This is a genomic window from Streptomyces sp. MUM 2J (assembly GCF_022414535.1).
Classification (GTDB): Bacteria; Actinomycetota; Actinomycetes; order Streptomycetales; family Streptomycetaceae; genus Streptomyces.
Genome location: NZ_JADWYM010000003.1, coordinates 24837 through 37922 on the forward strand (window position 1 = coordinate 24837; position 13086 = coordinate 37922).

Consider the following 13086-nt stretch of genomic DNA (forward strand, 5'->3'; position numbering starts at 1 on the left):
GTGCAACTAGTTGCACAAAGATGGGGGGCACGGCCCGGGGGCGGCCCTCGTCCCGACGGGCCGCCCCCGGGGTGTCACCGGCTCCCCAGCAGGACGTGCAGCTCCCGCTCCTGGTCGCCCGAGGCGCTGGAGAGGTCCCGCACGGCGAAGAGGGAGTCCAGCGTGGTGCGCAGCCGGTCGATGGCCCAGTAGCCGCCCTGCGCATCGGCCTCGACCGTGGACGACAGCCGGCCCGGCGGCGGGCACGCCTGCGCCTCGGTGACCTCGAAGGTGCCGAGCCACACCATGGGGCGGGTCTCGTGCAGTTGCTGGGGGACGTCCTCGGGACCCCGGTCGGACTCGAAGGACGCGCACAGCGCGTCGAAGACGATGCGGGCGTCCTCCTTGCTGCATCCGCTGATCTCGACGGAGACGGACTCCTCGTGCGGTCGCTTGCCGGCCATGGTGATCACTCCTTCCCTCACCGCGGCGCAGCGGTGCGGATTCCCCGCGTCGCCGCTCCCGCACCCCCAAGAAAAGCACCGGCCGCCCGTGGGGGCCACCGGCGGCCGGATCGGGATGCCGGCGCCGGGCACGCGCCCCGCGGTCAGCTCCGGGTGAAGCGGTAGGTCTTGCTGTCGGTGAGGACGCAGAAGCCCGGCGACATCACGATGACGCGCAGGGTCCCGGTCCGGCGGTCGTAGTCGATGCCCTCCGTCTCGAATCCGCCGGAGCAGCCGGAGCGCAAGGGCAGCCCGAGCAGGGCCGTGACGTGGCCGGTGACGTCGGAGCTGCCCGGCGCGGCGGACAGGTCGGCCTGCAGGAGCGGCTTGGTGAGGCCGAACAGGCTGCCGTCGGGGTCGTCGGAGGAGCACAGCAGGCGGGTGGCGGTGACGAAGTCGCAGCCCTGCACGTCGCGCACGTCGTGGTCGAGCCGCACGGTCGAGGCCTGCGGCAGGTCCGACGAGGGCGAGGTGGCCGCGTTGACGCCGGGCGTGGGGAAGACGAGCAGGCGGTTCATGGTGCCCCACTCGCCCGCCAGCATCCACTGGCCGTCGGGGGAGACGGCGACCCAGGAGTTGTTCAGGGCCTCTCCGGGGCCGAGCGCGTGGACGTACTCCGACCAGGTGCCGTCCGGCGCCTGCACGCGGAACATCTTCGCGCCACCCGAGTCCCGCTGGTAGGGCTCGATGTAGTGGCCGTCGTACGAGGCGTCGGGGTCGCCGACGTGGTTCCAGCCCCGCAGGAAGAGGCCGAAGGGGATCGTGCCGATGCCGGTGTAGTGGTTGGGGCTGCCGGCCGGGACCTCCACCGAGGTCAGTCCCTGACTCTCGGTCAGCGGGTCGGCCCGGTCGGAGCCGACCTCGGTCCAAGCGCCGGAGGCCGCCGCCGGTGGCGCGGCGGACAACGCGAGGGCGGAGGCGGTCGCGAGGGCGGCCAGGCCCGTCAGGGCCGACCGGCAGCGTTGCCGGACGGGGCGCAGCAGCATGGGGCGGACTCCTCGGGTGGGGGCGGCGCACGGGGGTGGTCCGGCGCTCAGTCTGGCCCCATCGGCTAGTCATGTACAGACCAGAAATGGAAACGGCGTCGGCCGTCCCGGTGACCGTGCGGTACGGGCGGTCGCGCGCCGGATCCATTCCCTCCGGGCGTGCGTCGGGAGTACGTTTCCGGCCGTGTTGGGGGATGGTGGAGGTGGCGGCGCGGGAGGCGCGGGAGGAAAGGTTGTGCGCGGCACGGCAGGGGCAGTCGGCACGGGGGAAGCCGTGCCGCACACACGGGCGGAGGCGAGGCGGTGCGCGGGATGAGTACAGCCGGACCTCCGGTGGCCCAGGGGGGTGGGCCGGTGCGGCCCAGCGGTCTGCTCGACGTACTGAACGTGGCCTCCGTGGTCCTCGACGACCACGGGCGGGTCGTGCTGTGGAGCCCGCAGGCCGAGGAGTTGTTCGGGTACCCGGCGGGGGAGGCCCTGGGACGGCCCGCGGCCGAGATCATGGTGCACGAGCAGCACGTCGACCTGGTCGTGAAGCTCTTCACCGATGTGATGCAGACCGGCCAGAGCTGGGCCGGCGCGTTCCCGGTGCGGCACAAGGACGGCTCCACCCGGCTGGTGGAGTTCCGCAACATGCGCCTGCTGGATGATCGGGGCGACGTCTACGCCCTGGGACTGGCCGCCGACCGGTCGACGCTGCGCCGCCTGGAGCGGGACGTGGCGCTGTCGACCCGGATGGTGTCGCAGTCACCGATGGGCCTGGCCGTGCTGGACACCGGACTGCGCTACCTGTCGGTCAACCCCGCGCTGGCACAGATCAGCGGCGTGCCGGCCGAGAACCACCTGGGCCGCACCGTGCGGGAGGTCCTGCCGCTGATGGACGCCGGGGGGCTGGAGTCCGCCGCCCGTCAGGTGCTCGACACCGGGCTGCCGATCCTGGACCGCCCCGCCGTGGGCCGCACCCAGGCCGAACCGGACCGGGACCGGGCCTGGTCGGTCTCCCTGTACCGGCTGGAGGACACCCTGGGCACCGTGCTCGGGGTGGCCGCCTCGGTCACCGACATCACCGAGCAGTACCGGGAGGGCCTGGAGGCCGAGGCCGCCCGGCGGCGCCTGGCCCTGATCGCCGACGCCTCCACCCGCATCGGCACCACGCTGGAGCTGGAGCGCACCGCCCACGAACTCGCCGGCGTCGCCGTGCCGGAGCTGGCGGACGTGGCCGCCGTCGACCTTCTGGAGGCGGTGGTCGAGGGCCGCCGCAGCAGCCTCGGCCCCGCCGAGCCGGCGGTGATCCGTGCCCTGGCGGTGCAGGCGAACGCCGCTCCCGAGGCGCTGCGGGCGGCCGATCCGCCGGGGAGGACCGCCCGCTACGGGCCGGACCGGCTGGTCACACAGTGCGTGCGCACGGGGCGGCCGGTGCTCGTGGAGCACGTCCAGGAGGCGGACCTGCCGCGCATCGCCCACTCCCCCGAGGCCGCCGAGTTGCTGGCCGCCGCGGGCGTGCACTCCTATCTGGCCGTCCCGCTGATCGCCCGCGGGGAGGTGCTCGGCTCCCTCGACCTGAAGCGGACCCGCAATCCGCTGCCGTTCGGCCCGGACGACCTGGTGCTGGCCCGGGAACTGGCGGCGCGTGCGGCCGTGCAGATCGACAACGCCCGCTGGTACCAGAACGCCCGCAACGTCGCCCTCACCCTCCAGCGCAGCCTGCTGCCCAGCCATCCGCCGGTCACCGGGGGCCTGGAGGTGGCGTCCCGCTACCAGCCCGCGGGCGCCACCACCGAGGTCGGCGGCGACTGGTTCGACGTCATCCCGCTGGAGGACGACAAGACGGCGCTGGTCGTGGGGGACGTGATGGGCAGCGGCCTCGGCGCCGCCGCGACGATGGGCCGGCTGCGCACCGCGACCGCCACCCTCGCCGCCCTGGACCTGGATCCCGCAGTGCTGCTGGAACACCTGGACCGGATCACGGCAGGCCTCGACGAGGCCATCGCGACCTGCGTGTACGCCGTCCACGACCCGCGGCTCGGCCGGTGCCGGATCGCCAACGCCGGTCACCTGCCCCCGGCACGGGTGCGCGCCGGGCACCCGCCGGAACTACTGGAGCTGCCCACCGGGGTCCCGCTGGGCGTGGGCGGGGTGGCCTTCTCCACGGTCACCGTCGATCTCGCGCCCGGCGACCTGCTGGTGCTCTACACCGACGGTCTGGTCGAGACCCGCCGGCAGCCCCTCGACGAACGGCTGGAGGAACTGCTGTCCCTCCTCGACGATCCCGCGCGCCCCCTGGAAGAGGTCTGCGATCTCCTGCTGCGCACCCTGCACCACCCGGACAACCACGACGACGTGGCCCTGCTCGTCGCACGGGCCCGCCCCACGGCGCCGTAGCCGTGCGGCCGCCCGGGCACCGCGGGCGGCCGCAAGCCGGATACGGCAGGGGCAGTCCCGGGCCGGCCGCCGGGGACGGCCGTGTGCCCCGTCCGACCGGCGGCCGGCGTAGGGACGCGGTGTGCCGCCGGGCCCGGTGCCGTGGGCGGGCCGTGCCGTGCCGTGGGCGGCCACCGACCGGAGGTCGCGGGCGCTGCTGGCCCCCGCACCGAAACGGAGGGACGCCCGGTGGCTGTGGGGCGGCGGCCGGACTCACAGGATGCCGTTACCGGTTCCTTATCGCGCGCGCCCCACAATCACAGCATCAGTGGACGGCGTGGCCGAAGGAGTGAGCCGTGATGCACGATCCGGACCGGGAAGACCGCACGACCGGGTGGACCGGGCCCGAACCGCTCGGCGAGCCGGGCGGAAAGCGCCCACAGCGGGGGCCGGCCGCGCTGTGGGGACGGCGCACGGCGCGCGGCAGGGCCGTGATCGCCGGAACCACCGTCGCCGTACTGGCCCTGGGGGGAACCGTGGCCTACGCGGCCACATCGGACGGCTCCGGCACCGCGCCCGCCGGCGCGTCCTCGTCGGCGTCGCCGTCCCCCGGCAGGCCCGACGGCCGGCACGACCACCCCGGCCGCTGGTTCGGCGCGGACGGCGCAGGCGTGCACGGCGAGACGACCGTCAAGGACCGCGACAGCGGCAGGTGGGTCGTCCGGGTCTGGCAGCGCGGCACCGTCGAGAAGACGGACGGCGACCAGGTCACCGTCAAGAGCGAGGACGGCACGTCCTGGACCTGGACGGTGAGCGGGGACACCACCGTGCGCACGTTCGACGGTTCGGCGTCCGGCACCCCGGAGAAGGAATCCGGAGCCGGTGCGCTGAAGAAGGGCGACCAGGCCGTCCTGGTCGGCACCCGGGCCGACGACGGTACGCGGACGGCCGTCCGCGCGGTCTCCGGCGACCTGGACGCCCTCAAGGACAGGGCACCGCGTGACCGGCACGACCGGCAGCACTTCCACGGCCCGCGCGGTCACGGCGGACGACCCTCGACGGCCCCGGACACGCCGGAGAGCGGCACGACGACCTGAGGCACCGTCAGGCACTCGTGCCCACGACGACGTGGGCGTGCAGCTCGGCCGAGACCACCAGGTCGGCGGCGAGCCCGGCACGGGCGAAGGCCACGGCGGCTGCCGGGGCCTGCCGCTCGCTCGTCTCGATGAGGAGGCAGCCGCCGGGGGCGAGCCAGCGGGGCGCCTCGGCGGCGACCCGGCGTACTACGTCGAGGCCGTCGGAACCACCGTCCAGCGCGGTCAGCGGTTCGTGGTCGCGCGCCTCCGCGGGCAGCAGGGCGACCTCCGCGGTGGGGACGTAGGGCACGTTCGCGGCGAGAACGTGGATCCGGCCGCGCAGGTCGCCGGGCAGCGCGGCGAACAGGTCGCCGGTGTGCACCCGGCCGCCGTGCCCGGCCACGTTGCGGCGGGCGCAGCGCACCGCGGCCGGGTCGACGTCGGCGGCGTGCAGCTCGACGTCGCCGAGTTCCGCGGCCAGCGCCGCGCCGACCGCGCCCGAGCCGCAGCACAGGTCGACCACGACGGTGGCGTGCGGGACGCGGGCCAGCGCCTGCTCGACGAGGAACTCGGTGCGGCGGCGCGGGACGAACACACCGGCCTCCACGGCGATGCGCAGGCCGCGGAACTCGGCCCAGCCGAGGACGTGTTCGAGGGGCAGTCCGGCAGCCCGGCGCTCCACCAGGGCGGTGAGTTCGGCGGGGGTGCGGGCGGCGCCGAGGAGGAGCCGCGCCTCGTCCTCGGCGAAGACGCACCCCGCGGCGCGCAGTGCGGCGACGACGTCGGGGAACCGGTCGGAGAGGGTGGCGGACGAGAAGGAGACGGGCATGGGAGCCGAGGGCCTTTCGTGGGCGAAGGGCGCTCTCGTCGTCAGCGGCTGACGGAGTGGGGAGGCGAGAGCACCCGACCTGACATGGCGGTAACGGGTCTCACCTCCTCGTTTCCGTGCCGCGGGCGGTCCGCGGACGAACCGCCACCCTACCCCAGCCGTCCGGGCGGGAGATCGGACACAGGCGGCCTTCTCGACCTCCCCCTCGCTCTCCTCCCCCGGCCCGCGTCCCGGTCCGTCACACCGGGACCGCCCGGGCCTTCGCCCGGCGTCTCCCCCGGCCCGCTCCCCCGTTCCGGTTCCCGGTCGGTGAGCCAGGTGAGGTGCACGGGGTGCGGGACGCGGGGCACGGCGTCGGCCGTGCCGCCTCCTCGACGAGCCGGAGGGATCCCGAACCACGTGCGGACGGAGCCGCGAGGGCACCCCGGGCAGGGCGCGGAGCACCGTTCGCGACCCCGTACGGTTGATCCATGAACGTCACCCGCGGTTTCACCGGCCGCGCCCGGCCTCAGGACGTGAGCGGCGCCCCAGGTCCCGTCCTCCCGCCCGGGCAGTACGACGCCCGGCAGGACTGGCCCGTGCTGTCCGCCGAGGTCACGCCCGCGCTCACGGCCGAGGACTGGACCTTCCGGATCGACGGGCTGGTGGCCCGGCCCCGGACCTGGGACTGGGCACAGGCGCACGAGCTGCCCGGGTCGGCGTACGAGGGGGCCCTCCACTGCGTGACGGGTTGGTCGAGGTTCGGGATGCGGTTCTCGGGCGTGTCCCTGGACGCCTTCCTCGATGAGGTCCGCCCCGGCGCCTCGGCCACGCACGCCGTGGCCTACTCCCACACCGGCTACACCGCGAATCTGCCGCTGGCGGACCTCACCGGCGGTCGGGCCTGGATCGCCTTCGACCACGACGGACGGCCCCTCACCCCCGAGCACGGCGGCCCCGCACGCCTGCTGGTGCCGCACCTGTACTTCTGGAAGAGCGCCAAGTGGATCGCCGGCCTGCACCTCCTCGATCACGACGAGCCCGGCTTCTGGGAGCGGAACGGCTACCACGACCGCGGCAACCCCTGGGAGGAGCAGCGGTACTCCGGTGACTGAGACCTTCACTCCCCCGACGCGTTTCGCGGTGCCCGGCCGGATCGAGGTCGGCGACCGGGCAGCCTCGGTGTGGCAGACCGCCACGATCACCGGGATCCGTCGCGAGACCCCCCGCGTGACGACCTTCCGGCTGGCCGTGCCGGCCTGGCCCGGCCATCTGCCCGGCCAGCACCTGATGCTGCGCCTGCGGGCCGCCGACGGCTACACGGCCCAGCGGCACTACTCCCTCGCCTCCGCACCCGACGGCACCGGGCACATCGAGCTGACCCTCGACCACGTCGAGGGCGGCGAGGTGTCCGGCTGGTTCCACACGGTGGCCGAGGTCGGCGACCGGGTGGAGGTGCGCGGCCCGCTCAGCGGCTTCTTCGCCTGGCCCGGCGACCGGCCCGCACTGCTCCTCGGCGCCGGCTCCGGTGTCGTACCGCTGATGTCGATGGTGCGGCACCACCGGGTGCACGCCCTCGCCGTCCCACTGCGGCTGCTGGTGTCGGCGCGCAGCCCCGAGGAACTGATCTACGCGCGGGAGTACGGCACGGAGACGACGCCCGTCTTCACGCGCAGCGCACCGGCCGGCGTGCCGGTCGGACGGCTGGCCGCCGCGCAGGTGGCGCCCGTGGTGGCGGACGCGCCCGACGGCGGATGGGAGGCCTACGTCTGCGGCTCGAACGCCTTCGCCGAGCACGCGGCGCGGCTCCTGGCCGAGGCCGGCCAGCCCGTGGACCGCATCCGCATCGAGCGCTTCGGCTGAGGCACCGCACCACCGCGCCCCGTCCGGCTCCGGCCCGCCCATTTGCGCGGACAGGGTGAACATTGTCCCCTGGACGGAGTACGAGCCGTGTGGACACTCGCAGGCGTGACGGCGAGGAGATCGACATGCGAAGCCGGGCGCGCGCCCGGCGCCGGCAGGGGAACCCGCTGCGGCGCCGGTCGGACATCGTGGAGGCCTGGACGGCACTGGCCGTGACCGTCCTGCTGGTACTGGGCTCCCCCCTGGCCGGGGTGGTCACCGGCTGGTGGGCCTATGACGACGCCCGGGCCATGGCGGCACAGCAGCGCGCGGACCGCCACCGGGTCAGCGCGGAGGTCGTCGGCACGACGCCGGACAGGCCGCCGGCGATGCAGGGCGCGGCCCCGCGGACCTTCAGCGTGGAGGTGCGCTGGACGGAAGCGGGCGGACGGGCACGGACGGCGGAGGTCCGGGTGCCGGCCGGGACGCGCAGTGGCGACACGGTCGACGTGTGGTTCGACTCCGCCGGCCGGAACGTACCGGCTCCACCCGGTGAGACGGCGGCCTGGCAGCATGCGTTCACCCTGGGCATCTGCTCCGCCGGGGCCACGGCGGCCACGGTCCTGCTCGCCCAGTCCGCGGTGCGCCGGGGCGCGATGCGGCGCCGGATGGCCGAGTGGGACCGGGACTGGGCCCTGACCGAGCCGCAGTGGACCCGGCGGAGCCGGGGCGAGATCTAGGGCGTGTTTCGAAAGTAGCGTCGTCTGCCCGAAGGGCAGGCCTGGCGGCGTCTGGTGCGTGCGATCGCAAGGCGGAGGGTCGCCCCGATACTGGATGTATCGGGGCGAGCCCGACAACGCGGCGAGCGTGCGTGCCAGACGCCGCCAGGCAGGCGGGACTTTCGAAACACGCCCTAGTGCCGCACCAGGCAACGTTCGCCCCGCCGCGGCACTGGGACGCTTCCCCCCGGAGGTCCGCCGAACGGTGCACCGTGCCGGTCCGGCACAGCGGCCGAGCAGCCCGGCAGCACCCGGGGCGCCGCGGCGGCGGCCCGGGCACGGCCCGGCGGCGCGGGACGCCTCGGCACGCGAGGTGACGCGGGCGAACGGCACCGGGGTCCGGCTCGCCCGCGGGAGAGCCGGGACGGCGCACGGGAGGGGCTGTGGGTCGCGGGAGCCGCCCCTACCGGGTGGTGCGGGGTGGAGGACGCTCCCGCCCAGCGCCTACGGTGTGATCGTCCGCATGCCTCCGTACCCGAAGGCGGTCCCACATGGCGCTGTTCGACCTTCCGCTCGACGAACTCCGCGGCTACCGCAGCGGTTCCGTCGCACCGGAGGACTTCGACGGGTTCTGGTCGAAGACCCTGCACGAGGCACGCGAGCACGACCTGGATGCCCGGTTCGAGCCGGTCGACACGGGACTGACCACGGTGACGGTGTACGACGTGACGTTCGCCGGCTTCGGCGGTCACCCGGTGAAGGGCTGGCTGACCCTGCCGGCCGGCGCCGGGGAACCGCTGCCGCTGGTCGTGGAGTTCGTCGGCTACGGCGGCGGGCGCGGACTGCCGCACGAGCATCTGCTGTGGGCGTCGGCCGGCCGCGCGCACTTCGTGATGGACACGCGCGGCCAGGGCAGCGCCTGGGGCGGCGGCGGCGGCACCGCGGATCCGCTCGGCGGCGGGCCGGCCTATCCCGGCTTCATGACGCGGGGCATCGACGCACCCGAGAACTACTACTACCGCCGGGTGTTCACCGACGCGGTGCGGGCGGTCGAGGCGGCCCGCGCGCACCCGCTGACCGACGCGACGCGGACCGCCGCGGTCGGCGCCAGCCAGGGGGGCGGCATCACGCTCGCCGTGGGCGGTCTGGTGCCCGACCTCGTCGCGATCGCGCCGGACGTGCCGTTCCTGTGCGACTTCCCGCGTGCCACGACGCTGACGGACCGGCCCCCGTACCGGGAGATCGGCCTGTACCTCAAGACGCACCGGGGCCGTTCCGGGGAGGCCCTGCGCACGCTCTCCTACTTCGACGGCGTTCACTTCGCCGCCCGTGGCCGGGCCCCCGCCCTGTTCTCGGTGGGCCTGGAGGACCAGACCTGCCCGCCCTCCACGGTCTTCGCCGCGTTCAACGCCTGGGCGCACGAGGACAAGGCCGTCGAGGTCTACGACTTCAACGACCACGAGGGCGGCGGCCCCCACCACGAGGCGGCCAAGCTGCGCTGGTTGCGCTCGTACGTCTGAGTCCCGCGGCGGGCCCCTCGCAGCCGCCACACCCTTTCCATTGGTCCGACCAGTCGGTATGTTCGGGGTCGCGGGCCGCAGCGGCGCGGCCCGTTCCCGGCGACGCGGAGGACCCATGAGCGAGCACGAGGCACCACGGATCCACGGCCACTGCGACCCGCGCTTCACCACGGTGCGCGCGGCGTTCGAGGAGAACTTCCGGAGCCGGGGCGAACTGGGTGCCGCCGTGTCGGTGAGCGTGGACGGCAGGCGCGTCGTCGACCTGTGGGGCGGCTGGGCCGACGCGGCGCGCACCCGGCCGTGGGAGCAGGACACGGTCGTCAACGTGTGGTCGACCACGAAGGGTCCGGTGGCGCTGTGCGCGCACATCCTGGCCGACCGGGGACTCCTCGACCTGGACGCACCGGTGACCGCCTACTGGCCGGAGTTCGCCGCGGCGGGCAAGGAGAAGGTCCTGGTGCGGCATCTGCTCTCCCACCGCGCGGGGCTGTCCGGCCTGCGCGAGCCGCACTCGTTCGAGGACCTGTGCGACTGGGAGCTGACGACCACCCGGCTGGCCGCCACCGAGCCCTGGTGGGAGCCCGGATCCCGGTCGGGCTACCACGCGCTCACCTACGGCTTCCTGGTCGGTGAGGTGGTACGGCGGGTGTCGGGACTGCTGCCGGGAGCCTTCCTGGAACGGGAGGTGACCGGGCCGCTCGGCATCGAGTTCACCATCGGGCTGCCGGAGAAGGACGCCGGCCGGGCGGCCGAGCTGGTCCATCCGCGGGCCGCCGACGCTGGCACCCCCGCGTCCTTCGGCCAGCTGCCACCCGCCGCGCTCGCCGCCCTGGCCAACCCGCTGGTGGGCGCCGCGCACGCCGGCACGCCCCAGTGGCGGGCCGCCGAGATCCCGGCCGCGAACGGCCACGGCACCGCCCGCGCGGTCGCGGCCCTGTACGGCATCCTCGCGGGCCGGGGGACGTACGACGGCCACCGGATCCTGTCCCAGGAGGCGGCCGAGCGGGTGCGCGAGGGGCAGGGCAGCTGCCGGGACCTGGTGCTGGGAGCCGGGTTCGAACACGAGACGGAGATCGGGCTCGGCCTGTGGCTGAGCGGTGCCAACGGCTCCTACGGACCGAACCCGCGCGCTTTCGGACACGACGGCTTCGGCGGTTCGTGCGGACTGGCGGACCCGGAGGCGGGCGTGTCCCTGGGGTACGTGATGAACGGGATGGGGCCACGCATCGCCGACGACCCGAGGAAGACGGCACTGGTCGACGCCCTGTACAGCGTGGTGTAGGACCGACGGCGGGCGGTGCGGTTTCGGCCGAACAGGGCGACTTCTCTTCCCAAGTGGTTTAGACCAATGCTAGATCTGGTGGCGCCCCGAACCCGCACGGACACGGCACGTCACCAACAGGAGGCGCGGCATGGCCCGCACCACCCCGTACGATCCCGCGCACGCTCTCGACCACCGGCGCTCCTTCGGCGCCCGCCACTCGCTCGGCGCACCACCCCCGCACGACGCCTTCCCCCCGCTCGACCGCCGCCCCATCCCGCAACGGCTACTGGGGCTCGACCACCCGAGTCAGGAGCCGCCCCTGTACTGGCACGTCGCGACGGAGCTGCTCGGCGAACTGCAGGACGGCACCGTTCCGCCGGGTGAGCGGTTGCCCGGCGAACGGCAGCTGGCCGAGCACTTCGGCGTCAGCCGGGAGACCGTCCGCCAGGCGCTGGAGGTGCTGCGCCGCCGCGGGCTGGTCGCCACCGACCGGCGCGGCAGCCATGCCGCCCTGCCCGGACCGCCCGTGGAGGATCCCGCCGCGCTGGCCTTCCCGGTCGGCGCGCGCAGCCCGCATCCGGACGGGCCGGACCGGACCACGGTGGCCTGGGAGGCGCCGCCGCCGGAGCACGCGCGGGCCCTCGAACTGGCCCCGCACCGGGCGACGCTGGTGCACCGTTACGAGTCGGCCGCCGCCGCGGGGCGCGGCCGGCGCACGGCGGTCACCTCCTTCTCCGCCGTCGCGCTGTCGGAAGTGGCGGAGCTGGCCCGCTACCGGGGCCGGGCCGACGGCACTACGTCGGCCCAGCTGCGGCGCGTCTACGACTGGATGCGCCGGGCCGGGCTCAGCCTGCACCACCGCGACTCCATCACGCGCCTCGACGACACCCTGTCGATGCGGGTGACCCGGCGCGTGCACGACCAGCACGGCCGCCCGCTGGAGATCACCGACCTGCTCGTGGACGCCCGGCAGGACGACGCGCTGGTCTACGAGTTCACCCTTCCCTCCGCCGGCTGACCACGCGGCCCGGCGGTACCCGTCCGGCGGCGTGGCTCGGCTGCGACCGCCGGCAGGACACAAGCCCCCGGGCGGCCGGACCGCGCCCTCCCGCGGCCCGGCCGCCCGGCTCGCCAGCGCCGGAGTGCCGCGTCCGCGGGACCGGCGGTCCCTGACGGCGCGCGCGCCCGGGGCGGCCGGGGCAGCCCCGCCCCGCCCGCGGAACGCCTCCGTTGCCCGCGGCCGGAGCCGCACGCCGGGCGCTACGCGCCCCGCCGCGCCAGGACCATCCGCACGCGCGGGCTGCCGTCGCGGCGCCGGCCGAACTCCGGCAGCGGGCGCAGCTCCACGGCGAACCCCGCACGGTCCAGCTCACGCAGCACGTCGCCGAGCCGGAACGCCCGGTAGTACATGACGAACGGCGGCCGCCACACCGCGTTGCGCACCCGCATCACGACGTCGAAGCCCAGCAGCGCCCAGTAGGCGGGGGTGACCGGGCGGGGCGGGGCGGGGATCGGGAAGGCGAACCGGCCGCCGGGGCGCAGCACGGCGTGCACCTGGCCGAACAGGCCGGGCAGTTCGTCGGGCAGGAAGTGCCCGAACGCACCGAAGCTCACCACCAGGTCGAAGGCGGCGGTGAACGGCAGTGCGCGTGCGTCGGCGCGCACCCATGCCGTGCGCGGATCCGGGCGCCGGGGGCGGCTGCGGGCCACCTCGATCATGCCGGCGCTGAAGTCGACGCCGGTCACACTGGTGCGGCACAGGCGGGCCAGCACGGCCGCGCCGGCGCCCGTGCCGCAGCACAGGTCCAGGCCGTCCTCGAAGGGGCCGGTGTCCTCCAGGGCTGCGGCAACGGCGTCGAGTACGGCGTCGGGTGTCCGGAACGGGGTCTGGTCGAACTTCGGCGCGAGCAGGTCGTAACCGCGCTCGACGGACGACAGCGCCTGCACCGCGAGTTCGCGCAAGGTGGGGCCTTCGGGGCTGAACATCCCCGGACACGCTACCAGCGGGCCGCCCCGGGCCGTTCCCCG

The 13086-nt window shown here is 74.9% G+C and carries 12 protein-coding genes; 8 read left to right on the forward strand and 4 right to left on the reverse strand.

From position 1 onward, the window contains the following. Positions 1–74: 74 nt before the first annotated feature. Positions 75–443, reverse strand: a complete 369-nt coding sequence (locus tag I3F54_RS03590; RefSeq protein WP_240117090.1) for a hypothetical protein — start codon at positions 441–443, stop codon at positions 75–77. Positions 444–586: 143 nt separating this feature from the next. Continuing rightward, positions 587–1468, reverse strand: coding sequence for a hypothetical protein (locus I3F54_RS03595; RefSeq protein ID WP_240117091.1), 882 nt, complete (start codon positions 1466–1468; stop codon positions 587–589). A gap of 312 nt (positions 1469–1780) precedes the next feature. Between I3F54_RS03595 and I3F54_RS03600 the strand changes: the two genes are divergently transcribed. Both I3F54_RS03600 and I3F54_RS03605 read left to right on the forward strand, forming a co-directional pair. Further along, on the forward strand, positions 1781–3850 hold the full coding sequence (locus I3F54_RS03600; RefSeq protein ID WP_240117092.1) for a SpoIIE family protein phosphatase: 2070 nt from the start codon (positions 1781–1783) through the stop codon (positions 3848–3850). Between the two features lie 338 nt (positions 3851–4188). After that, complete coding sequence (locus I3F54_RS03605; RefSeq protein WP_240117093.1) at positions 4189–4926, forward strand: hypothetical protein; 738 nt, start codon at positions 4189–4191, stop codon at positions 4924–4926. Positions 4927–4933: 7 nt separating this feature from the next. Here I3F54_RS03605 and I3F54_RS03610 read toward each other — a convergent pair whose 3' ends face one another. Further along, positions 4934–5734, reverse strand: coding sequence for a putative protein N(5)-glutamine methyltransferase (locus I3F54_RS03610; protein ID WP_240117094.1), 801 nt, complete (start codon positions 5732–5734; stop codon positions 4934–4936). Positions 5735–6204: 470 nt separating this feature from the next. On the opposite strand from I3F54_RS03610, the gene I3F54_RS03615 reads away from it, so the two are divergent. The 6 genes from I3F54_RS03615 to I3F54_RS03640 all read left to right on the forward strand — a co-directional run bounded on the left by I3F54_RS03615 (position 6205) and on the right by I3F54_RS03640 (position 12076). After that, positions 6205–6828, forward strand: coding sequence for a sulfite oxidase-like oxidoreductase (locus I3F54_RS03615; RefSeq protein ID WP_240117095.1), 624 nt, complete (start codon positions 6205–6207; stop codon positions 6826–6828). Next, complete coding sequence (locus I3F54_RS03620) at positions 6821–7576, forward strand: ferredoxin reductase (protein ID WP_240117096.1); 756 nt, start codon at positions 6821–6823, stop codon at positions 7574–7576. Before I3F54_RS03615 ends, I3F54_RS03620 begins: the two co-directional genes overlap by 8 nt. 89 nt (positions 7577–7665) lie before the next feature. Further along, positions 7666–8295, forward strand: a complete 630-nt coding sequence (locus I3F54_RS03625; protein WP_308373072.1) for a DUF3592 domain-containing protein — start codon at positions 7666–7668, stop codon at positions 8293–8295. Between the two features lie 530 nt (positions 8296–8825). After that, a complete protein-coding gene (locus I3F54_RS03630; protein WP_240117097.1) occupies positions 8826–9794 on the forward strand; it encodes an acetylxylan esterase in 969 nt (322 codons plus the stop codon). Between the two features lie 115 nt (positions 9795–9909). Then, complete coding sequence (locus I3F54_RS03635; protein WP_240117098.1) at positions 9910–11076, forward strand: serine hydrolase domain-containing protein; 1167 nt, start codon at positions 9910–9912, stop codon at positions 11074–11076. A gap of 130 nt (positions 11077–11206) precedes the next feature. Then, the gene (locus I3F54_RS03640) at positions 11207–12076 is read left to right on the forward strand and encodes a GntR family transcriptional regulator (RefSeq protein WP_240117099.1); all 870 of its coding nucleotides are present in this window, start codon (positions 11207–11209) and stop codon (positions 12074–12076) included. Between the two features lie 242 nt (positions 12077–12318). On the opposite strand, the gene I3F54_RS03645 is transcribed toward I3F54_RS03640, so the two are convergent. After that, positions 12319–13044, reverse strand: a complete 726-nt coding sequence (locus tag I3F54_RS03645; RefSeq protein WP_240117100.1) for a class I SAM-dependent methyltransferase — start codon at positions 13042–13044, stop codon at positions 12319–12321. Between the last annotated feature and the right edge of the window lie 42 nt (positions 13045–13086).

What these genes read in the sequence shown, in the direction of transcription:
- I3F54_RS03590 (WP_240117090.1), bottom strand. Translation starts at nt 443, where the DNA reads ATGGCCGGCAAGCGACCGCACGAGGAGTCCGTCTCCGTCGAGATCAGC.
- I3F54_RS03595 (WP_240117091.1), bottom strand. Translation starts at nt 1,468, where the DNA reads ATGCTGCTGCGCCCCGTCCGGCAACGCTGCCGGTCGGCCCTGACGGGC.
- I3F54_RS03600 (WP_240117092.1), top strand. Translation starts at nt 1,781, where the DNA reads ATGAGTACAGCCGGACCTCCGGTGGCCCAGGGGGGTGGGCCGGTGCGG.
- I3F54_RS03605 (WP_240117093.1), top strand. Translation starts at nt 4,189, where the DNA reads ATGCACGATCCGGACCGGGAAGACCGCACGACCGGGTGGACCGGGCCC.
- I3F54_RS03610 (WP_240117094.1), bottom strand. Translation starts at nt 5,734, where the DNA reads ATGCCCGTCTCCTTCTCGTCCGCCACCCTCTCCGACCGGTTCCCCGAC.
- I3F54_RS03615 (WP_240117095.1), top strand. Translation starts at nt 6,205, where the DNA reads ATGAACGTCACCCGCGGTTTCACCGGCCGCGCCCGGCCTCAGGACGTG.
- I3F54_RS03630 (WP_240117097.1), top strand. Translation starts at nt 8,826, where the DNA reads ATGGCGCTGTTCGACCTTCCGCTCGACGAACTCCGCGGCTACCGCAGC.
- I3F54_RS03635 (WP_240117098.1), top strand. Translation starts at nt 9,910, where the DNA reads ATGAGCGAGCACGAGGCACCACGGATCCACGGCCACTGCGACCCGCGC.
- I3F54_RS03640 (WP_240117099.1), top strand. Translation starts at nt 11,207, where the DNA reads ATGGCCCGCACCACCCCGTACGATCCCGCGCACGCTCTCGACCACCGG.
- I3F54_RS03645 (WP_240117100.1), bottom strand. Translation starts at nt 13,044, where the DNA reads ATGTTCAGCCCCGAAGGCCCCACCTTGCGCGAACTCGCGGTGCAGGCG.